General features: G+C 45.4%; 14 protein-coding genes. 12 read left to right on the top strand and 2 right to left on the bottom strand.

The annotated features are described in order from the left end of the window. Positions 1 to 30 precede the first annotated feature (30 nt). Positions 31 to 3,063 (top strand): serine hydrolase domain-containing protein, encoded by a 3,033-nt coding sequence (locus MUY27_RS05975; protein WP_245129075.1) that lies wholly within the window; start codon positions 31 to 33, stop codon positions 3,061 to 3,063. Between the two features lie 21 nt (positions 3,064 to 3,084). Here the strand turns inward: MUY27_RS05975 and MUY27_RS05970 are convergent, their stop codons facing one another. Then, positions 3,085 to 3,828 carry a DeoR/GlpR family DNA-binding transcription regulator gene (locus MUY27_RS05970; protein ID WP_245129074.1) on the bottom strand — a complete coding sequence of 248 codons (744 nt, stop codon included), beginning with the start codon at positions 3,826 to 3,828 and terminating at the stop codon, positions 3,085 to 3,087. Positions 3,829 to 4,021: 193 nt separating this feature from the next. On the opposite strand from MUY27_RS05970, the gene murQ reads away from it, so the two are divergent. The 10 genes from murQ (at position 4,022) to MUY27_RS05920 (ending at position 19,839) form a co-directional block, all read left to right on the top strand. After that, complete coding sequence (gene murQ / locus MUY27_RS05965) at positions 4,022 to 4,837, top strand: N-acetylmuramic acid 6-phosphate etherase (RefSeq protein ID WP_245129073.1); 816 nt, start codon at positions 4,022 to 4,024, stop codon at positions 4,835 to 4,837. 26 nt (positions 4,838 to 4,863) lie between these two features. Next, positions 4,864 to 6,372 carry a sodium:solute symporter gene (locus MUY27_RS05960; RefSeq protein ID WP_245129072.1) on the top strand — a complete coding sequence of 503 codons (1,509 nt, stop codon included), beginning with the start codon at positions 4,864 to 4,866 and terminating at the stop codon, positions 6,370 to 6,372. A 3-nt stretch (positions 6,373 to 6,375) separates the two neighbouring features. After that, on the top strand, positions 6,376 to 7,629 hold the full coding sequence (locus MUY27_RS05955) for a C40 family peptidase (RefSeq protein WP_245129071.1): 1,254 nt from the start codon (positions 6,376 to 6,378) through the stop codon (positions 7,627 to 7,629). After that, positions 7,626 to 8,750 carry an enolase C-terminal domain-like protein gene (locus MUY27_RS05950; RefSeq protein ID WP_245129070.1) on the top strand — a complete coding sequence of 375 codons (1,125 nt, stop codon included), beginning with the start codon at positions 7,626 to 7,628 and terminating at the stop codon, positions 8,748 to 8,750. Before MUY27_RS05955 ends, MUY27_RS05950 begins: the two co-directional genes overlap by 4 nt. A gap of 542 nt (positions 8,751 to 9,292) precedes the next feature. Then, on the top strand, positions 9,293 to 10,072 hold the full coding sequence (locus MUY27_RS05945; RefSeq protein ID WP_245129069.1) for a phosphodiester glycosidase family protein: 780 nt from the start codon (positions 9,293 to 9,295) through the stop codon (positions 10,070 to 10,072). Positions 10,073 to 10,089: 17 nt separating this feature from the next. Beyond that, entirely contained in the window at positions 10,090 to 11,304 is a 1,215-nt protein-coding gene (locus MUY27_RS05940) for an exo-beta-N-acetylmuramidase NamZ family protein (protein WP_245129068.1), read from the top strand. Between the two features lie 59 nt (positions 11,305 to 11,363). Continuing rightward, complete coding sequence (locus tag MUY27_RS05935) at positions 11,364 to 14,639, top strand: SusC/RagA family TonB-linked outer membrane protein (RefSeq protein WP_245129067.1); 3,276 nt, start codon at positions 11,364 to 11,366, stop codon at positions 14,637 to 14,639. 14 nt (positions 14,640 to 14,653) lie between these two features. Further along, positions 14,654 to 16,375, top strand: a complete 1,722-nt coding sequence (locus tag MUY27_RS05930) for a RagB/SusD family nutrient uptake outer membrane protein (protein WP_245129066.1) — start codon at positions 14,654 to 14,656, stop codon at positions 16,373 to 16,375. 75 nt (positions 16,376 to 16,450) lie between these two features. Further along, positions 16,451 to 17,974, top strand: a complete 1,524-nt coding sequence (locus MUY27_RS05925; protein WP_245129065.1) for a glycoside hydrolase family 10-like protein — start codon at positions 16,451 to 16,453, stop codon at positions 17,972 to 17,974. Between the two features lie 17 nt (positions 17,975 to 17,991). Further along, the gene (locus MUY27_RS05920; protein ID WP_245129064.1) at positions 17,992 to 19,839 is read left to right on the top strand and encodes an outer membrane protein assembly factor BamB family protein; all 1,848 of its coding nucleotides are present in this window, start codon (positions 17,992 to 17,994) and stop codon (positions 19,837 to 19,839) included. Between the two features lie 41 nt (positions 19,840 to 19,880). On the opposite strand, the gene MUY27_RS05915 is transcribed toward MUY27_RS05920, so the two are convergent. Then, positions 19,881 to 20,348 (bottom strand): hypothetical protein, encoded by a 468-nt coding sequence (locus MUY27_RS05915; RefSeq protein WP_245129063.1) that lies wholly within the window; start codon positions 20,346 to 20,348, stop codon positions 19,881 to 19,883. Between the two features lie 217 nt (positions 20,349 to 20,565). On the opposite strand from MUY27_RS05915, the gene MUY27_RS05910 reads away from it, so the two are divergent. Further along, positions 20,566 to 22,917 carry a glycoside hydrolase family 78 protein gene (locus tag MUY27_RS05910; RefSeq protein WP_245129062.1) on the top strand — a complete coding sequence of 784 codons (2,352 nt, stop codon included), beginning with the start codon at positions 20,566 to 20,568 and terminating at the stop codon, positions 22,915 to 22,917. Positions 22,918 to 22,961 lie beyond the last annotated feature (44 nt).

The raw sequence follows: 22,961 nt of genomic DNA, 5'->3' as shown, positions 1-22,961 counted from the left end.
AGCTGTATATTCATATCTAAATTTATTTACATGTCATCTGCTTTCAGATCCTTTCTCCTGGCGGCCGCCCTATGCGGTAGTATCAGCGCCATTGGTCAAACTGTAGACCGCGATTCGGCCCAGGCCGATAAATGGGTAAAAAAAGCATTCAGGAAGCTGAATAAAAATCAAAAAATAGCCCAGTTGATGGTGCTCCGCCTTTCTGAACGGCGGGGAAAAGAAGTGGTGTTTTTTGATGAGGATATTAAAAAGTATATCAAGAAATATAAAGTAGGTTCGGTATGTGCTTTTCAGGGAAATTCCGTTCAGCAAGCAAAGGTGCTGAATGAGCTACAATCAAAATCTAAAATTCCCTTATTGGTCTGTGTGGATGGCGAAACAGGGTTGGGGATGCGTTTTGGTGATGTAAAGCCATTTCCGGATCAACTGACGCTTGGTGCCACCGGCGACGCGCAGATTGCCTACAATATTGGTAATGCCATTGCCGCACAGTGCAGAAGGGCGGGTATCCAGGTAGATTATGCGCCGGTAGTGGATATCAACAATAACCCTAATAATCCGGTTATTAACTTCCGTTCTTTCGGCGAGGATAAATATAAGGTAGCCTTATACGGTACCCGTATCATGAAGGGCATGCAGGATGGCGGCATCCTGGCCTGCGCCAAACACTTCCCCGGCCACGGTGACGTAGCGGTTGATTCGCACCTGGACCTTCCGGTAATCAACAAGTCTCTGGCGCAATTAGATTCGCTGGAGCTTTATCCGTTCCGTGAAATGATCAAGGCTGGCGTGGGTAGCATGATGGTAGCCCACCTTTATATCCCGGCGATAGATACTACGCATAACCAGGCAACATCTTTATCAAAAAATAATGTGACCGGCTTACTGCGCGACCAACTGAAGTTTGGCGGCATAACGTTTACAGATGCGCTGGAAATGAAAGGCGTGGCGAAGTATTATCCGAAAGGCGATGCCGCTTTGCAATCTTTAATTGCGGGTAACGATATGCTTTGTCTGCCGGGCGATGTGGAAGGAAGTATCAAGAAAATCCGCCAGGCAATTAAAGATGATAAGCTCACCTGGGCCGATATAGATGCGCGCGTAAAAAAGGTTTTATATGCTAAATATAAACTTGGACTGGATACGTTAAAGGAGATCGATACGCTGAATATTCAGCAGGATTTGAATAAAGACGTTGACCGGTTAAAACGTTTCGCTTATGAAAAGGCTATTACCGTTGTAGCGCAGGCAGATAAAAATGCGTTGCCTTTAAACCGGATCGGGAAAGTTGCCTTTGTAGGTTTAGGGTTGGAAAAAGAGAATCATTTCGCTTCGCGGGTGCACGAGCTGTATAACGCAGATTGTTATTATCTGTCTTATCAGGATGATAGCCTGAAAGCCAAACAGATTCTGCAACAGTTGCGGTCTGGTTATGACGCTGTAATTGTTTCGATGCATAAATACGCGAAATACCCGGCACGTAATTTTGGCATCAGTAACACGGCGGTGAATGTGGTGCGCCAGTTACAGCAACAGAAAAACGTCATCAGCTTTGCATTTGGTAACCCTTACGCCATAAAAAATATTGCCGACGCAAATAATATCGTCGCAGCTTATGAGGATGACAGTCTGATGCACGATGTTGCTATTGACCTGCTGATCGGCAAGATTACGCCTAAAGGGACACTCCCAGTAACGGTAGATCGTTTTAAATATGGTACCGGTGTAACCACTAATTATTATTTCCCGGTGGTTGCAGCTAATGAAGCCGGTTTGGATAGCACCGCACTCACACGCATCGATTCTATTGCCAATAACGCCATTGCTGCCGGTGCTACACCGGGTTGTGTGGTATTGGCTGCTAAAGATGGTAAAGTAGGTTTCTATAAAGCCTATGGCCATCTTTCTTACGATGCAAAAGAGCCCGTTACCTTACAAACGGTGTACGATATGGCTTCAGTAACCAAAATTAGTGCGACCAATGTGTCGGTGATGAAGTTGTACGAGGAGGGTAAACTGGATATTAATAAAACCGTTGGCGATTATTTACCATGGTTGCGTGGTTCTAACAAAGAAGGGTTAAAGCTTACAGATGTATTGCTGCATCAGGCTGGTTTGGTTGCTTTTATTCCGTTCTATAAAGAAACTATTGATCCAACAACCGGCAGGCCTAAGCCAGGTTTTTACCACGAAACACCGGATAAGTTATACAGTGTAAGGGTGGCTAATCATATGTATATGCGCGCAGACTACATTGATACTATGAAAACCCGTATCCTCAACAGTAAACTGGGTGCGCCTAATAAATATGTGTACAGTGATAACGACTTTATCCTTTTAGGTATGATTGTTCAGCAGGTGACCGGGCAAACGCTCGATCAGTATGTGCGTAACACTTTCTACCTGCCGCTGAATATGATGAGCACTACGTTTAAGCCTTTGGAGCACGAGCCACTGGACTTGATCGCGCCGACTGAAAACGAAAAAACTTTCCGCATGCAGCAGATGCGCGGAGATGTGCACGATCCGGGGGCGGCTATGTTTGGTGGTGTTGCAGGGCATGCAGGCTTGTTCAGTAACGCTTACGATTTGGCACAACTGTACCAAATGCTGTTAAATGGCGGTGAGCTGCATGGGGTGAGGCTGCTGAAAAAGGAGACGATCGATTACTTCACCGCTTACCATAGCGAAATTAGCCGTAGGGGGCTTGGTTGGGATAAGCCCGAGAAGGATAACGCCACCAGTAAATCGCCTTACCCGTCGTTAAGTGTATCGCCGCAAACGTTCGGTCATACAGGTTTTACCGGGATAGGTGTTTGGGCCGATCCGAAATATAACCTGCTGTATTTGTTCTTTTCTAACCGGGTAAATCCTGATGGTGGCGATAACGGTAAATTATCGAGCATGAACGTGCGCAGCAATATCCAGGAAGTTATCTACGATGCCATGAGGAAGAAAGAGGCTGCTGATGCCGTAAAGGCTGCGCCGGTTAAAGAACCGGTAAAGCCGGCTGTGCGCCCCAAAGCGCCTCATCACCGGCACAAGCGTGTGATTAAAAAATAAACAAGGAAGAAGATAGCTGTACTACAGTACAGTTATCTTTTTTGCATAGCGTTTAACGTTTTCATGGCTTTCGTCGGCATCAGTAATCAGGCAGTTGATATTATTCAAGTTACAGATCTGCATTTTCTGAACAGAATCCAGTTTTTCGCTGATGCTAAGGATTGCAGTTTTACTGGCAGATTTAATCATGGCCTTTTTTACCTGTACGACTTCCCAGTCAGAATCGGTAATGCCGTGTGTAAGTGAAATGCCATTGGTGCCCAGAAAGCACAAATCGGCTTTGATCTCCGAAAGTTGGCTGATCACCTGCGATCCGGTGACGATATGCGAATTGCCGCCTAATTGCCCGGCGAGCAGGTTCACACTCATGTTAGGGTGTTCAACCAGTTCAAGGGCTACCAGTGGGCTAATGGTGAAGATGGTGCAGTGCAGGTTTTCTGGAAAGATACGGGCCAGTTCAATCATGGTTGTTCCGCCACCGATCAGTAAAACCATGCCGTCTTCGATTAGTTTAGCGGCTTTGCGGGCGATTTCTTTTTTGCCGTCTTTGTTGTAAACCTCTTTGCCAGAGAATGGATAATGAAAGGATTTGGATAGCGCGCCGCCGTAAACTTTAACAATCTTGCCCAGCTCGGCCAGTTCGTTCAGGTCGCGGCGGATGGTATCTTCCGAGACATTAAGCTGCGCGCTGAGGTCTGTTGATAATACCTTATTGTGGATATTAATCTGGTTAATAATATACTGCTGTCTTTCTTCCTTTAGCATGACGATAAAAATATAAAAAATATGTTTCTAAAGAAGATGTTTAAACACATGTTGTCATCTGCGTTTCTTTGCCGTTTCTTGCTTTTTGTATCATGAATATTTCATGAAATTTACTTTTTATTTGCGTTTTCTTGCGTTATTTTTTATTATGTTTGCATGAATGCGCTTGAATTAAACCTATATAAATAATATAATGGAAGCCACTACCGAAAAAGACTCCCGCTACTCGGATCTTCACAAAATGTCTATTACAGATATTGTTACCAATATTAATAACGAAGATAAGACTGTGCCGCTGGCGGTGGAAAAATGTATCCCCCAAATCAGTGCGCTTGCGGGTGTGATCTCCGAAAAAATGAAAGCTGGCGGAAGGTTATTTTATATCGGTGCGGGTACAAGCGGACGTTTGGGGATATTGGATGCTTCAGAAGTTCCGCCTACTTTCGGCGTTTCGCACGATTGGGTAATTGGTATTATAGCAGGCGGCGATACCGCCATTCGAAAAGCGGTTGAGTTTGCAGAAGATGATCAAGAGCAGGCCTGGAAAGACCTGCAGGAGTATCACATCAGTAATAAAGATGTACTGGTTGGCATTGCAGCTTCGGGTAATACACCTTATGTATTGGGCGGATTGGCTGCGGCAAACTGGCATGGTCTGGAAACGGGTTGTGTGGTTTGTAATAGCGGCAGCCCGATAGGTAAGGAGGCTAAGTATCCGGTTGAGGTAGTAGTTGGTCCGGAGTTTTTAACGGGCTCTACCCGCATGAAAGCGGGTACCGCTCAAAAACTGGTGCTGAATATGTTAACCACTTCGGTAATGATTAGTCTGGGCCGGGTAAAGGGTAATAAAATGGTGGACATGCAACTGACCAATCATAAGCTGTACAACCGCGGCGTGAATATCATTATGCAGGAAACCGGTTGTGATAAAGAGACTGCCGCCCGTCTGCTCGAACAGCACGGAAGCGTAAGGCAGGCCCTTACTGCATTACAGAGTAAGCAATATTAGCCAATCACCCTTCAATATTAAACTTTATGTCGCCACTTGTACTACTGCTTTTTGTTGTAGGTTATTTCGCCGCGCTTATCGGTGTATCTTACTTCACCTCCAGGAACTCGTCTGATAACTCCAGTTTCTTTATTGCTAACCGTAATTCCAAATGGTATTTCGTTGCTTTCGGGATGATTGGCACGGCCCTTTCCGGTGTGACATTTATTTCTGTGCCCGGTGCGGTGAAAGGTTCAGGCTTTGGCTATTTTCAGTTTGTTTTGGGCAATGCAGTCGGGTTTGTTATAGTTGCTTATGTTTTGCTGCCGCTTTATTATAAGCTGAACCTGGTATCTATCTATACCTACCTCGAAAAGCGATTTGGCTACTATAGTTACAAAACCGGTTCGGTAATTTTCATCGTTTCGCGGGTTATTGGTTCAGCATTTCGCTTATACCTGGTAGCTATTGTTTTTCAGCGTTTTATTTTTGATGCCTTGCATGTGCCCTTCGGTGTTACCGTGGCGCTTTATCTTATCCTCATCTGGTCGTACACATTTAAAGGCGGGTTAAAAACTATCATCATTACAGATACCCTGCAAACTGTTTTCCTGTTGCTTTCTGTAGTGCTGTCTATCTACTTTATTTCAGAAAGCCTGCACCTGAACATTGGCCAAACGTTCGAGGCGGTAAAGCAAAGCTCTTATTCCAAAATGTTTTTCTGGGAAGATCTTGCCGGTAGTAAGAATCATTTCCTGAAGCAATTCCTGGGGGGTGTTTTTGTAACCATTTCCATGACCGGCCTCGACCAGGACCTGATGCAGAAAAACCTGAGCTGTAAAAATATCGGCGAAGCGCAGAAGAACATGCTCACCTTCACTATCGTGTTCGTGGTGATTAACCTGTTTTTCCTGAGTGTCGGGGCTTTGTTGTACCAGTATGCTGCGGCGAATCACATCGATGTTAATGCAATGAAAACAACAGATCACCTGTTCCCCGAAATTGCATTAAGGCATTTGAATGTACTGCCTGCTACAATCTTTATGCTTGGTCTTACCGCAGCTACCTTCGCCACAACGGATTCGGCGCTTACCGCCCTGACCACATCTTTCTGTATCGACTTCCTGAAGTTTGATAAAAGTAAAGATCAGAACAGTGCAGAACTGGTAAAGAAAAGGCACCTGGTGCATGTCGGTTTTTCAGTGGTAGTGCTGTTAGTAATATTGGTTTTCCGTGCCCTGAATGACGATTCTGTAGTCAATGGTATTTTTAAGGCCGCCGGTTATACCTATGGTCCCTTGCTGGGTTTATTTGCCTTCGGAATCATGACCGAAAAAGGAATTGCTGATAAAGCTGTCCCGGTGATCTGCCTGCTTTCGCCCGTTTTGTCTTTTTTCCTCGAGAAATATTTGCTGGTATGGTTTGGCTATGCGGTGGGCTTTGAGTTGATCGTTCTGAATGGCCTGATCACCTTTCTGTTGTTGTTGATCTCTACACAACTGAAAACGAATAATACTCGGCCGGTTGCCAAGGCTGTTGAATTTAAAGGAGCTTAGTTTATGCGTGATAATAGAAAAGTTTTCAGGTATAACGCAGCACTGATTTGCGCTTTTCTGCTTGCTTTCACCAATGTCGCTTTTGGACAGAGTGACAGCACCGCCGCAAAAAAGGTACTGCAAATGGTAAACGAGGTGAGGTTGAAATTTGCGCCGGATAAGCGCACTGATATTTTCAACGCGCAGGTAAACAATTTGCAGCCCCTGATCGTCACGCTGGAAACTACAGTGCCTGCGGCCGCTATAACTTTGCAAAAACATCTTTCAGCTACAGACATACCGTTGGTATTAAGGACGGATACCCTGCCTGCTAAAGAGTTGCAGGGTAAGATATTTGGTGTAGCCAACCTTTCGGTTTCCAACAACCGCATCTCTCCGGGAAATGCACCTGAAATGGTGACGCAAATGTTGTTGGGTACTCCCGTTACTATTCTCAAAACACAAAGAGGATATTCGCTGGTACGCACACCCGACCGTTATATTTCCTGGGTAGACAATAGCGCAATAACGCCCATGGATGCCGCTGCTTTCGTGGCCTGGCGGGATGCTGCTAAGGTGATCTATACCAACCAGTACGGCCATGCATATCAGCAGGCTTCGCGCAGTTCTTTGCCTGTTTCAGATCTGGTAGCCGGTGATATTTTACAATTTCACGGAAAGAAAGCTGATTTTTATGAAGTGGCTTTTCCGGATGGAAGAATAGCCTATATTCCGGTAAATGAAGCCGCTGACTATCAGAAGTGGCTGGATAAGCCCAAGCCGGACGCTGCTAAAATTCTTGCCACTGCGCAAACGCTAATCGGGGTGCCTTATTTGTGGGGAGGTACGTCCATTAAGGGTGTCGACTGCAGTGGCTTTACTAAAACAGCCTACTTTTTAAACGGAATCATATTGCCTCGGGATGCTTCCCAACAAGCGTTGGTAGGTAAGGAAGTAGATATTTACGAGGCGGATTCTGTAAGTAATGCCAAATGCCTGAAAAACTTGCAGCCCGGCGACTTGCTTTTTTTCTCACCCGGAATTAGACAAGGCAGGCAGGCTAAGATTACCCATACGGGTATTTATATGGGCAATGGACAGTTTATCCAATCGGCAGGAATGGTGAAGATAAACAGCCTCGATCCTAAAGCGGCGAACTATGACGACTATCGTCGCCAGCGGCTGGTAGTAGCCCGCAGAATGCTAACTTCAGTTGGAGAGCCGGGAATTGTAAAAGTAAGTGATCATCCTTTTTATCATAGTACCTCTAAAAAATGAATAGCAGAAGAAATTTTCTAAAGGCTTCGGCCTTAGTGACCGGCACCACACTATTGCCCTGGGAAAAAGCACTTTCAGGTATCGCCGGGCAATCTGGTAAGGGTAAACTACAGTTAAGGTATCGCCCGTACACGTTGCAATTGAAGCATGCTTTTACACTTTCTACCAGTTCAAGAACTACCACGCCCGTAGTGCTGACGGAGTTGGAATATAACGGGGTAATCGGTTATGGTGAAGCTTCTATGCCGCCTTACCTGGGCGAATCGCACGAAAGCGTATTGAAGTTTTTAGGTAAGGTAGATCTTTCTCGGTTTGATGATCCGTTTCAAATGGAGAATATCCTAACTTATGTTGATGGTATTGAAGAAGCGAATAAAGCCGCGAAAGCTTCGGTAGATATTGCGCTGCACGACCTCGTTGGTAAACTAATGAAGCAACCCTGGTATAAAATATGGGGTTATGATGCCGCTAAAACCCCTAACACCTCGTTTACCATCGGTATCGATACGCCGGAGGTAATCCGCCAGAAGGTGAAAGAAGCCGATCCTTACAAAATACTGAAAGTGAAACTGGGCCGCGATACGGATAAATTGCTGATCAATACCATTCGCGAAATAACCAATAAGCCCATTTGTGTGGATGTGAACCAGGGTTGGACAGATCGCCAGATGGCTTTGGATATGTCGCACTGGTTGCAGGAGAAAGGGATTGTTTTTATTGAACAGCCGATGCCGAAAGAACGGGTGGAAGATAATGCATGGCTTACCCAGAACAGTCCGCTGCCTACCATGGGTGACGAAGCCGTTCAGCGCTTGGATGATGTAGTGAAAGCGCACGGCGTTTACAGTGGTATCAATATTAAGCTGATGAAATCTACCGGCATGCGCGAAGCTCATAAAATGCTGATACTGGCTAAAGCTTTAAAAATGAAAGTAATGATCGGGTGTATGACAGAAACATCCTGCGCGATATCGGCCGCATCGCATCTGGCGCCTATGGCAGATTGGGCAGACCTGGATGGGGCATTGCTGATCAGTAATGATGTTTATAAAGGCATGCAGGTTGTTGACGGAAAAGTAACGCTTAGCGATCTTCCCGGCATTGGCGTTCGTAAGATCTGATTGTGCTGTTTTTAGTAATTAACTATCGCTTAATTTTAGTTTTTTAACTTACTGTATAGTGTTGCGGGTTTTATGAACATCATGCAAAAAAATGTTGATGTTGCAAAAAGGTGCAAAATTATTCACGATCCTATGCTGATAAGCTGAATTTGATTTTATTGAACTTCTTTTTTATGTAGTGTTTTATTGCCCTCAAACTTGTGTTGAGGGCTTTTTTGTTTCCAATAGATAGGTTTGTCTATGTTTTTGGTAGATTTTATCAGGGTGATAATAGTGTTTTTATTACACCAATATGATTTGTAACATTTTGCATGTTTTTGCAAATTTTGTAAAAAAACATGCAAGAGTTATTGTTTTTTAAGAACGCAATTCTATATATTTGAAAGAGTAAGGATTTGGTAATGTGCGTGTTTGTGCGTTTTGTTTAGCTGAGTTTCTTTACTGCGCCTTTAAGTTATTTAACCACCAAGATGATGCGTTTTTCTGCCTTTTTGTTTCTTTTCTTGCTACAGGCATGCTTTGCATTTTCTCAGAACGACTCTTTGAATTTTAAACGAGTTGAATGGGAATCTAAGCGCTTAGCGCCGGGTATAAAATTGAAACAAGCCTGGTTCAGGGGAAACAGCTTATTTAAATCCAGCCAGTTTATTTCTGTTCTGGAGGTTAAACAGGGGGGGAGAAACAAGTTTGACCTCGCATTCGAGCCGAAGGTAAAGCGGATCACCAGTGACTTTGGTCAAAAAGAGGGTGCAATAGCAGCTATCAACGGTACCTTCTTCGACGTGAAAAATGGTGGCTCTGTTGATTACCTGCGGGTTCACGGGCAGGTGATTAACGCAAACCGGCTGGAAAAAAATAACACAAGAGCAAGGCACCAGCGGGCAGCCATTGTGGTGAAGGATGGCCTTGTTCATATAGATAATTGGGATGGCGGCCCGGACTGGGAGACTAAGTTATTAGGGGACGACGTAATGTTGACCGGTCCGTTGCTGCTGTATCAGGATAAAGGCGTGGAAATGGATACCAGCCTTTTCGCAAGAGCCCGCCATCCGCGTTCTGCCGTGGCGATTAATGATAAACATCGGGTATTGCTGATTACGGTAGACGGCCGCGACGCGAACGCTGCCGGCATGAGCCTGTTCGAGTTGAAAAAAATACTGCAATGGATGCACTGTACTGATGCGGTCAATCTTGATGGTGGTGGTTCGACCACGCTTTGGGATAAAGAAGACGGCGTGGTTAACCACCCATCCGATAATAACAAATGGGACCACGAAGGCCAGCGAAAGGTGGCCAATGTGGTGATACTTAAAAGAAACTAAAAGCCAAAACGCTATACATGAAGAAACTTTTACCCAGATTTTTTATCGCTCTCTTTCTTTTAGGTGGTCTGTTATCCCTAACAGTGTCGGTGCGGGCGATAGCCAGGCCTATTTTGCCGGGTGCGGATCAGACAGAAAAATATATTCCTTATCTGAAGGGCAAGCGGGTGGCTATGGTAGTAAACCCATCCTCACGCATTGGTGAAAAAGCCAGCGTGGATAGCCTGTTGGCATTAGGAGTGAACATAGTGAAGGTATTCGGCCCTGAACACGGGTTCCGCGGCGATGCCAGTAACGGCGCGCATGTGGATGACAGCATTGATCCTAAAACCGGCATTAAGGTGCTATCGCTTTACGGCAAAACCGGCAAACCAAGTCCGGAAAGCCTGGCAGACGTAGACCTGGTGGTTTATGACCTGCAGGATGTCGGCGCTCGCTATTATACTTACCTGGCTACCCTTCACCGGGTAATGGAGGCCTGTGCCGAAAACAACAAAGAACTAATGATTCTTGATCGTCCAAACCCGAACGGTTATATGGTCGACGGGCCGGTGCTGGATATGAAACTGAAATCGGGCATCGGGTTTCACCCGGTTCCTATTGCCCACGGGATGACCGTCGGTGAATATGCGCAGATGATCAACGGCCAGGGCTGGATGGCCAATGGTATCAAATGTCAGATCAGGATCATTAAGGTGGCTAACTACAAGCATAGCATGTTGTATACGCTGCCGGTACATCCTTCGCCAAATTTGAACACCCAGCAATCGATTATGCTGTATCCGTCTTTATGTCTGTTTGAAGGTACGATCATCAGCCAAGGCCGCGGCACTTATTTTCCTTTTACCGTTTTGGGTAACCCCGATCTGAAAGGTAAATATGATTTTTCTTTTACCCCGGTAAGCCTGAATGGTATGAGCGAAACGCCGCTGTTCCAGGATGAGACTTGTTACGGGTTAGACCTGCGTAATTATGATGTTCAGAAGCTGGTGAAAAGCAAAAAGGTGAACCTGAGCTGGCTGATCGAGCTGTACAAAGCTTACCCCTATAAAGAAAAATTCTTCGATTTCAAGCAAAGCAAGCAAATAGGAAACTTCGATAAACTTGCCGGAACAACCGACCTGAAAGAACAGATCATCGCCGGAAAAACCGAGGCTGAGATCAGAGCATCATGGGAGCCTAAACTCACCGAATTTAAAAAGATGCGGAAGCAATATCTACTCTACCCCTAATCAAAACCCAAAAAATCAAATAGTTCAAATGTTCCTCAACTAAAACTTAAACAAACTTTATGAAAAAAAAGCTACTTAAAATGTTGCTGGTTCTATTGCTCTTTTCTGTGCACGTAATGGCGCAGCAAAAGGCAATTACCGGAAAAGTCATCTCTGCTGATGATGGCTTGCCTTTACCCGGCGTATCCGTGCGGCTTAAAGGCACAGGCATGGGGACCGCTACAGATATTAATGGTAAATACACCATTAATGCAGCACCGGGCCAGGTGCTAACCTTTAGCTTCATCGGTTCGCTTACGCAGGAAATTACCGTAGGCACATCCAATGTAATCAACGTGAAAATGGGTTCAGACGCTAAATCGCTGAACGAAGTAGTCGTGGTAGGTTACGGTACTCAAAAGCGTGCCGACCTTACAGGTGCCGTGGCTACCGTTGATACGAAGGTATTAGCGTCGCGCCCTATTACAGACGTTGCCCGTGGTTTACAGGGCGCTGTACCAGGCTTGACCATCACTACCGCAACAGGTGATATCGGTACCAACCCGAAGATCAGGCTGCGTGGTTTACAAGGTTCAATCAATACGGGGGCCAGTGGCGCTTCTCCGCTTATCCTGGTAGATAACGTGGAAATTCCAAGCCTGCAAATGCTGAACCCTGACGATATCGAGACCATCTCTGTATTGAAGGATGCCGCATCTGCTTCTATCTATGGTACGCGTGCTGCTTTCGGTGTGATTTTAATTACTACTAAATCTGGTAAAAGAAATGCGCCTACGAAGATCACCTACTCAAACAACTTCGCATTCTCAAGTCCGATCAATAACCCACAGTTAGCAAGTGCGGCAGATAACGCACAGGCGTCTTTACTGGCGTTGCAACGCTTTAGCCCAAACACTACCAGTTACAATGTTATCGGTTATTCAATAGATCAGCCATCTATAGATAAAATGCGTCAGTGGGATCAACAATATGGTGGGCAGGATCTTGGCCCTGAAATGGTAGAAGGCCGTGATTTTGAGATTATCGGCGGAAAGCTGTTCTTCTACCGCTCATGGAACCCTGAAAAACTGTACCTGCGCCAGTGGACACCACAACAAACACACAATATCGGTGTAAATGGCGGCAGCGAAAAAACCAATTATAACTTAAGCATGGGTTATCTAAATCAGATGGGTTCATTAAAAGTAAACCCGGACGAGTTTGACCGTTATAACCTGAACTTAGGTGTAAATACCAGTGCTACAGACTGGCTGGACGTACGCGGAAAAGTATTGTTTTCTAATACTTTAAGCAAAAGCCCGTTCACCTTCTCTGGCAGCCAATACGGACCCTACTACTATCTATATCGCTGGCCGGCTAACTACCCTTACGGTACTTACAAAGGATTACCTTTCCGTAGTGCAGTAACAGAAGTTCAGCAGGCAAAAATGGACGAGGACAAAAATCAGTTGGCACGTATTGCTTTAGGCGGAACGTTGAAAATTGCGAAAGGCCTAACTTTAGATGCTGATTATACTTATACTTCAACTAACGAACATTTGCATCAGACCGGTGGTAACACCTATGCCTACGACTTTTGGTCATTGAAGACAGATGCTGGGCTTTCTACTCAAGATAGATTAAACTACCGCCCTTATCAAAGCACCAGCTATGATAAGGCAAGATATTATTCGTACTGGAACCAGATCAATACCGGTAAAGTATTCGCAACCTATAACAAGAATATCAAAGACCACGCGATAAAAGTTATTTTGGGTGGTGACATCGAAATGAACGAGGCTACCAGCCAATCTTCTGAAAGAAGAACATTAATTGACCCAAATTACGGCGAGATCAAGTTGGCCACCGGAGATCAATTGGTAGACGGAGCACACAGCAAATTAACAACATTGGGCTATTTTGGGCGAATAAACTATGCCTATAAAGATAAATATTTGTTAGAAATTAACGGGCGTTACGATGGTTCTTCACGTTTTCCGGTTAACCAGCTTTATGGTTTCTTCCCTTCAGGTTCGTTAGGCTATGTGCTAACGCAGGAGAAATTTATGGATTGGAGTAAAAACTGGCTCTCATTCTTAAAAATTAGAGGATCTTACGGTTCTGTCGGTAATCAGGTTGTTGGTAACGGACGTTTCTTGCCCTTAATGAGCGCCTCAAATTCTGGCTGGATATTGCCTACCGGCAATGCAGTTACCTTAAGTACGCCTACGCCATTATCACCAATATTGACCTGGGAGACTATTAGAACTGCAGACTTGGGTTTAGATTTACGCGTTTTGCATGACGACTTAGGCTTTACTTTCGATGTCTTTCAACGGAACACCAGCAACATGATTACGCCCGGGGTTACGCTCCCGTCATCTTTTGGAGCAAGTGCTCCTGTTCGTAACTTTGGCGAGTTGCAGGGCAAAGGCTGGGAACTGGCAATTGATTACAATCATACTTTTGCTAACAAACTCCATATTAACGTTACCGGAACTTTATCTGATGCGATCGAACGAATCAGCAAATTTGCGAACGTGACCCGTTCTTTACCCGCTCCTATTGCTGCACTAAACAGCACCTATTATGAAGGTATGCGACTAGGGGAGATCTGGGGTTATGAAACAGATCGTTTATTCCAAGCAAGCGATTTTGTTGGTTCTAACTACGCTCCCGGGATACCTTCTCAGGCGTTATTGGAAGGGAATAATAGTACTTTTAAGTTTGGGCCTGGTGATGTTAAATATAAAGATCTTAATGGGGATGGAGTAATTACCTATGGAACCAATACAGTAGATAATCACGGTGATCAGAAAATTATAGGAAACTCAACCCCCCGTTACCAATATGGTTTCAGGTTAGGCGCGGATTGGAAAGGGGTTGATATTAATGTTTTCTTCCAGGGGGTGGGCAGCCGCCAGCTTTGGGCAAGTGGTTCAACGGTATTTCCGGGTTTCAGAGCCGCTGAAGGCTGGTTTGCCAACCAGATGGATTACTGGACACCGAACAATCCTAATGCATTTTACCCAAGACCTACAGATTACGGCGCCAGTGTGGATAGATGGGATTACGTTCCTCAAACCCGCTATCTGCTAAATATGGCTTATCTTCGGTTGAAGAATCTTAACGTAGGTTACACTTTCCCAAAAGCATTAATTCAACGTGTTAAAATACAGAACCTGCGCGTGTTCTTCAGCGGTGAGAATATCTTAACCTGGGATCACTTAGGCAATATTCCAGTAGATCCGGAAATTGATTTCTCTCAAACGCAGATCGATAATGACCGTGCCGGTTTCGGGCGTGTGTACCCTTACCGTAAAACGTTTTCTTTAGGCTTGCAGGTAACACTTTAATGAAAAGATTGATTATGAAAACTTTAAAATATTTACTGTTTGGTCTGGTGCTGCTTGCATTCAGCTGTAAAAAGGAGACCGATAAGTTCCTGACCAAGTACCCGTTGGATCAGATGACGGATGATACCTACTGGACAAGTGAAAACAACGTACGCACGTTTGCTTACGGGTTTTATACCAATTACTTTCCGGGTTACGCTTCTGGTTTCGATTTAAGCTGGGGCGGCTATTTTTCAGGTGAAACACTAAACGATGATTTCGCACCAACTACACCAGCAGCCTTCACCAAAAACGTGCCTACCAGCGGCGGCGGATGGTCATTTACCTATATCCGTAAAGCTAATTTAATGCTGGATCGTATAAAACGTGTCCCCATGAGTGCAGAGGCACAGAAACATTGGGCAGGTATAGCTCGCTTTTTTAGAGGAATGGAATATGCTTCAAAAGTTAAATCTTTCGGCGATTATCCATGGTACGGACAAGTACTTTCCGAAACAGATGAAAAAGCGCTTTACAAACCACGTGACCCGCGTACCCTGGTAATGGATAGCGTACTGGCAGATTTTAATTATGCCGCCGCTAACGTTCGCGTTTCAGACGGTGATGTAAGTACCAAGGGCCTACTTGTGAACAGGTATGTTGTACTTGCATTCATGTCCCGCGTGTTTTTGTTTGAGGGAACCTGGCAGAAATATCAGGCTAATAACGGAACGAAAGCGGCTGAATATCTCACCGCTGCGAAATGGGCGGCGAATGAGATCATCACTAAAGGGCCGTATTCTGTAGCGGCTGATTATCGCAAGATCTTCAACTCGCTCGACTTAAGCGCTAACCCTGAAATTATTATGTACCGGAAATACCAGCAGGGCCTCCTGACACACAGTTTGAATAGCTATGTGAACAAAGAGCCGCAAACCGGCGCGTCTAAAAATGCGATTGATAGTTACCTGGCCAGCGATGGTTTGCCGATCAGCATTTCTCCGCTTTACAAAGGCGATAAAACAATTACTGATGTAATGACCAACCGCGATCCGCGGATCAACGCCACCTTTGTAACCCAATTGCGTTTGAATGGTATTGCTTCAAACTATTCTACTTCTGGTTATGCCGTTCAGAAGTTCTTGAATGATGATATTAAAGACCTGACCAACGGTAACAGTAACCTGAATGATACTCAGGCACCGGTGATTCGTTACGGCGAGGTGCTGATGAATTATGCAGAAGCATCAGCAGAATTGGGGACATTAACCCAGGCCGACCTTGACCTGACGATCAATAAACTTCGTCAGCGCAGCGGTTATACCACAAAATTGCCTAACCTGCAGCTCGTTGGTAATCTTCCTGCGGTTAACGGTGTTACTTACGACGATCCAAAAAGGGATGCTACCGTCTCTCCTATACTGTGGGAGATTCGTCGCGAACGCCGTACAGAACTGATGATGGAAGGTTTTAGAAATAGTGATTTGAGGCGCTGGAAAAAGTATGATTACATTGATACCCAGCGTAACCCTGATATTAACTTAGGTGCCTGGATCAACAAGGCAGACTGGGCTAAAACCCTTTCTGTAACCTTACAGAACAATGCTACTGTGGGTTACATTGTACCTGCACCTAAACCGGAAACACAACGTTTGTTCACCGATCCGAAAGTTTACCTGAATCCGCTTCCGCTGGATCAGATTAAGCTTTACCAGGATCATGGCGTAACGTTAACCCAGAATCCGGGCTGGCAATAAGAAAAGCGTTCCAGAAGCCCTTCCTTGCGTTTGCAGGGGAGGGCTTTCTTTTTAAATTCAAATAAACCTTTGATTATGCGCATCAAAAAATGGAGTTTTCTTGCTGCCTGCTTATTGTGCAGTTTCATCACCTCTATCGCTTCGGCACAATACGTTCCCAAACGCGAATTCCGCGGCGTTTGGGTGGCCACTGTAGAAAACATCGATTGGCCATCTAAACCAGGGCTTCCTTCGGCTGCACAACAGCAGGAAATGCTGGAGATATTGAATGAACATCAAAAAAGTAACATCAACGCCGTTTTGCTGCAGGTTAGGCCTACCGCTGATGCTTTTTATGGCAAAGGCCGCGAAGAATGGAGCAGGTTTCTGACCGGTAAACAGGGTAAAGCGCCAGATCCATTGTACGACCCGCTGGCGTTTGCGATTAAAGAAGCACACAAACGCGCGATGGAATTGCATGCCTGGATCAACCCGTACCGGGCCAGTAATGATCTGATCGACTCGAACATCAGTGCCACGCATGTCACCCGCACACATCCCGAATGGTTCTTTAGTTATGCCGGGAAGAAGTATTTCAATCCGGGCTTGCCAGAAGTTCGCGCCTATATTATTAGTGTGGTGATGGACATTGTACGTAATTACGATATAGACGGCATCCATATTGACGATTATTTTTATCCCTATCCAACCAAGCAAAAACTGCCGGATTCGCTCACTTATGCCAAGTACGGGCAGGGCTTTAATACGATAGAAGATTGGCGGCGGCATAATGTGGATACACTAATCCAACTGCTTTCAGATAGTATCCATCATGCCAAAAGTTATGTAAAGTTTGGGATCAGTCCGTTCGGTATCTGGCGAAATTTGAAAGATGATCCTAACGGCTCGCAATCTAACGGATTTTCTGGCTACAGCTCGCTTTATGCAGACGCGCGGAAATGGGTTAAAGCCGGTTGGCTGGATTATATCAATCCACAGCTTTACTTCCCTTTTTATTATCCTGCTGCTCCTTACGAAAAGTTGCTGGAATGGTGGAGCAACAATGCGTTTAACAGGCACGTGTATGTGGGACAGGGTGTTTACCGGGCCATGGAAAACCGTGAAGGCTGGCGCGACAGAAGCCAATTGCCTAAACAGATGCGCGAATTGCGTAAGAATTTCAGGGTGCAGGGAAGTGTGTTCTTCAGCTCGAAATCGGTAACGGATAATCTGGCCGGCTTCCAGGATTCCTTGAGAAATGATTTTTACAAGTACCCGGCGTTGTTGCCGCAAATGATCTGGCTGGGCGAGTCGACACCAGTCGCCCCTGAAGTAGTTAGATTAACAAGGACTAAACGTTCGGTCGTCGTTAATTGGTCGTACTGGAAAGCAACACCCAAGAACGTCTACGGCTATGTTGTTTACCGGTTTCCAAAAGCGCAAAAAGTTGATACCAATAACCCTAAATATGTGTTGAAGATCAGCTTCGACAAAACCCTAAGAACCTTTACAGATTCTACCGCCTCGTCAGCGGCGAACTATAAATATGTGGTCACTGCAATAGACCGCCTGAAGAATGAAAGCTTGCCCTCAAAAGCGACGCTTGTTCGCAATAAATAACATCTATCGATTATTTTATGAAAAAAATAACCCTTTTTCTATTCGCGATAACATGCTTGGCAACTACAGGCTTTGCACAGTCGTTCAAGTTTGCTCATGTATCCGATACGCATATTGGTAATCACACCGCGGCCGAAGACCTTCGCAGAACCGTAGCCGATATCAACAAGAACGACGAGATTAAATTTGTAGTGATCACCGGTGATATCACCGAATTTGGTGCGGATGATGAGATCAAACTCGCCAAGCAAATTCTGGACAGCCTGAACAAGAAATGGTATATCATCCCCGGCAACCATGATGCCAATTGGTCTGAAAGCGGCAGCAATACCTTTAAAAAGGTTTTCGGTGCGGAAACTTTTGCCTTTAATTATGGCGGTTACTTATTTGCCGGGGTAAGCTCTGGTCCGAACATGCGCATGGGGCCGGGGCAGGTGCCGCGCGAACACATTGTTTGGCTGGATTCCGTTCTGGCACATACCAGCCCGGAAACACCTGTTGTTTACCTGAACCATTATCCGCAAGATTCGGCGCAGAACAATTGGTATAATGTTATGGATGCGTTGAAGAAAAAGAACGTACAGCTGATTTTATGCGGCCATGGGCACAACAACCACAAGTATAATTTCGAGGGCGTACCGGGTGTCATGGGGCGATCAAACCTGCGCGCGAAGGATAGCATCGGCGGGTATAACATCGTTACATTCAGCAACGGTAAAGCCACTTTTGAGGAAAGAACGCCTTTGGTGGAAAGGAACCGGCAATGGACAGAGGTAGATCTCTACAACCATCACTTTGAAAAAGATACCGCGCACTACTATCGCCCTTCATACGCCGTGAATAAAAACTTAACTGGTGCCAGCATCAAATGGACTTACCAGGATCAAAGTGATGTCGGTTCGGGTATGGCCGATGCGGGTGATAAAATTATTCTGACAGATACTAAAGGATTGATCTATGCCCTAAGTAAAGCTACCGGTAAAAAGGTATGGGCTTACCAAACGGGTGGCAAAATTTATTCGACCCCGGCCGTGAGTGGTGGGTATGTAGTAGCCGGTTCTTCGGACAATCACATTTATTGCGTTTCTGCAAAAACAGGTAAGCTGATCTGGAAACTCGCGGCAGAGAAAGCGGTTGTGGCATCGCCGGTCATCAAAAATAAGGTAGTATACATTGGCGCTTCGGACGGGCATTTTCGCGCAATCAACCTTAACTCAGGCAAATTGATCTGGGACTTTCCGGAAGTGAAAGGCTTTGTAGTCACGGTACCGTTGATTTACAATAACCTCATTTATTTCGGTTGCTGGAATAATGATTTTTACGCGCTTGATATCAATACTGGTAAAATGGCCTGGAAATGGAACAACGGTTCATCAAACCGCATGTTCTCACCTGCGGCCTGTTACCCGGTGGCCACTAACGGCAGGGTATTTATAGTAGCTCCTGACAGGTACATGACGGTGTTTAACGCCGCAAACGGACAGGTAATCTGGCGTAAACAAATGCCGGATATCAAGGTGCGCGAATCTATGGGTTTAGCGGCGGATAGTTCCGTCGTGTATGTGAAAACCATGGGTGGGCAATTATTAGGTATCTCTACCAAGGCAGATGACATGCAGGTTGCCTGGCGATCTTCGCTACAAGTTCCATACGAAATTTGTCCCTCAGCCATTGTAGAGAAGAATGGCCTCGTTTACGTACCCACCAATTCTGGTATTATTTACGCTGTGGATAGCAAAACCGGCGAAACCAGGTGGAAACATAAGGTATCCTACTGCCTTGTGAACCCGGTATTAGCGACAGGGGATGCAGTTTATGTAAGCACCATGGATGGTAAGGTAGATTGTATCGGCCTGAAGAAATAGAAAACAGTAAAACGCCCGGGGGGGACCGGGCGTTCAAAATACTATTGTATTTGTTTGAATATTTTAAAGATGATGGGCCAGGGGTATACAGCCATTTTTTTGTCTTTTTCGCGTTCGGAATTAATTCTTCTGGATATTTCGTCCAGCGCATCGTTAGGTAAATGTTGGTTGTCGCCGGGCTTCGGGTTACAAGTTTCTGTATTGTTTACCGAGAAGTAAAAAAGAAGTTTGCTATTTGCTGGTTCGCTCCGTAAAACTTTGTATCCCAATAAAAATTTAAAAGCGTTCATTACCTCATCCGGTACACCGTTTACCGATTCATAATCGACGATCTTTCCTTGCCTGTCTATATGAAGTTTGATGAGCGCAAATTGCCATTCGCAAGAAGCTAGCTGTTCTTTGGTGGGTTTGTAGTTTTTTAAGATAAACCCCTCTAAATTATTTTTTGGTTGGCAGTATGCTGGTTTCGCTAAGCTAAGCGTCAACATAAGGGTTAAAATAAGTTTCATAAAAATGCGTGATTAGGGTGGTAGTTAGTTTTGGATGCGGTAAATCAGATGCTCCAATACAATTTCAACTTAATTTATGTAAAAAATCGCACATGTGGAGATCTGTTTTTCATTCGGTCTTCAATCAACTAAGTTTCCAATTCACAAAGTTTTTAGCTTCTGGGCTATTAATATAAAGTTGCAATTGCTGATATTGCCTTACCAATTTTCAAATCCTATGCAACCGGTCAATCTAACTCGTTCACAAGCTTTCTGGCTTGCTTTGTTTATAGCGCTGTTTTCTTTTAATCCCCGCGTCAGGGCTCAGAATTTAACGGATATCCCCACCTGGCAGGCGCGCTGGATAGAAAGCAGCTTCCCCGAGGATAACAAAATAAGACCGGCGCAGTATTTCAGGAAAAATTTCGAAATCGGTAAAAAGGTGAAACGCGCAGTGTTGTTCATCACCAGTCATGGGATGTACCAGGCACAGCTGAATGGTAAAAAGGTAGGGGATGCATACCTTACCCCCGGTTGGACAAGCTACAACAAACGCCTGCAGTACCAGGCTTACGATGTTACTGCAATGCTCGGCAAGGGAAAGAACAGCCTGGGCGTAGTCGTTGGTAATGGCTGGCACCGCAGCGCGCTGGCCTGGGGCGATAACATTAACCGCTTTGCCAAATACTTGGGTTTGTTAGCGCAGATGGAAATTACGTATACCGATGGTACCCGGCAACTTGTAATTTCAGATGGTACCTGGAGATCATCTACCGGGTCAATTCAAACGAATGAGATTTATAAAGGTGAGGACATCGATGCACGGTTAGAGAAAACAGGATGGGCCTTACCCAATTACGACGATAACAGTTGGTCTTTGGTGAAAGTGGTAGACTATAACAACAGCAACCTGATACCTACCACCAACGAAATGGTGAAAAAACATGAAACGTTTAAACCTGTAAAATTGATTACCACGCCAAAAGGGGAGAAGGTGCTTGATTTTGGGCAGAACTTAGTGGGTTGGGTTGTAGTGAAAGCCAAGGGTAAGTCAGGCGACCATATCATAATCAGGCATGCCGAGGTGCTGGATAAAGCGGGTAATTTCTACACCGACAATCTGCGCGCAGCCAGGGCCACCGCAGAATATACGCTTAGCGGTAACGGCGAGGAAGTTTTTGAACCTCATTTTACGTTTTTCGGGTTCCGCTACATTAGTGTAGAAGGTTACCCGGGCGAGATCAGGCCTGAAGATTTTACGGCTGTCGCCCTGTATTCAGACATGTCGCCCTCCGGTACGTTTGCCTGTTCTAATCCGTTACTGAACCAGCTTCAGCACAATATTACCTGGGGACAACGCGGAAACTTTTTAGATGTGCCGACCGATTGTCCGCAGCGTGACGAGCGCCTGGGCTGGACAGGCGATGCACAAGTTTTTTTCAACACGGCAGCCTATAATTTTAATGTGAAGAAATTCTTTTCCAAATGGCTGAAAGATGTAGCGGCTGATCAGCGTGCAGATGGCGCGGTTGCCCACGTAGTGCCCAACGTTTTGGGCGATTACGAATACGGTTCAACCGGTTGGGGCGATGTAGCTACAATTATTCCATGGGAGATGTATGAAGTGTATGGCGATCAGCAAGTGCTTAAAGACCAGTACGAGTCCATGAAACGCTGGGTTGGGTATATGCAGACACATACTGATTCAGTTGGATTGTACCGTTATGGTGGTCATTACGGCGACTGGCTGTCTTATCGCTCGGGCAATGATGATGGCTCTGATGCCATTACCGATAAATATGAAATTGCGCAGTGCTTTTATGCGTATTCCACGCAGCTTTTGCTGAACGCGGCTAACGTACTGGGTAAACAGGATGATGTAGCGAAATACGTACAATTGCTGAAGCGGATCAAGGATGCCTACAACCAGGAATACGTCACCCGCTCGGGCAGATTGGTATCCAACACCCAAACCGCCTATGTACTGGCCCTGATGTTTGACATGCTGCCCGAAGGGGAGGCCAGAACCAAAGCCGCAGCTTACCTGGCCGATAACATTAATCGATATCGAAACCACCTGACTACCGGTTTCCTCGGCACACCTTATTTATGCCATGTGCTCAGTCGTTTTGGTTACAGCGATCTGGCTTATACGCTGCTTTTGCAGGAAACCTATCCAAGTTGGCTGTACCCGGTAAAAATGGGCGCAACAACGATATGGGAACGCTGGGACGGCATCAAGCCGGATGGTTCTTTCCAGACTACGATCATGAATTCCTTCAATCACTATGCTTATGGTGCCATTGGGGACTGGATGTATAAAAACATCGCGGGTATTCAGGCAGCTGAACCCGGCTATAAAAAAATCATCATCAAACCGGTCATCGGTGGGAAGCTAAACTGGGCAGAGGGTAGCTATAACTGCGTTTACGGTAAAATTTCCAGCCGCTGGGAAATTAAGGGCGACCAGCTTGTGATGGATGTAACGATTCCATCAGGAACTACGGCTGATATCTACGTGCCCGACGCTTCAGGGAAAAATTATCAGCAACACACCGTAAAAGCGGGCACTTATCATTACACGCGTTAAATTGAAAAAAGATCAACGGCAGGTTACCGTAAATTAATAAGTTT

The sequence above is a fragment of the Mucilaginibacter straminoryzae genome, assembly GCF_022953055.1.
In the GTDB taxonomy this organism is placed as follows: Bacteria; Bacteroidota; Bacteroidia; order Sphingobacteriales; family Sphingobacteriaceae; genus Mucilaginibacter; species Mucilaginibacter straminoryzae.
Note: the sequence above shows the minus strand (reverse complement) of the source record. Positions and strands in the feature narration are given on the sequence as shown.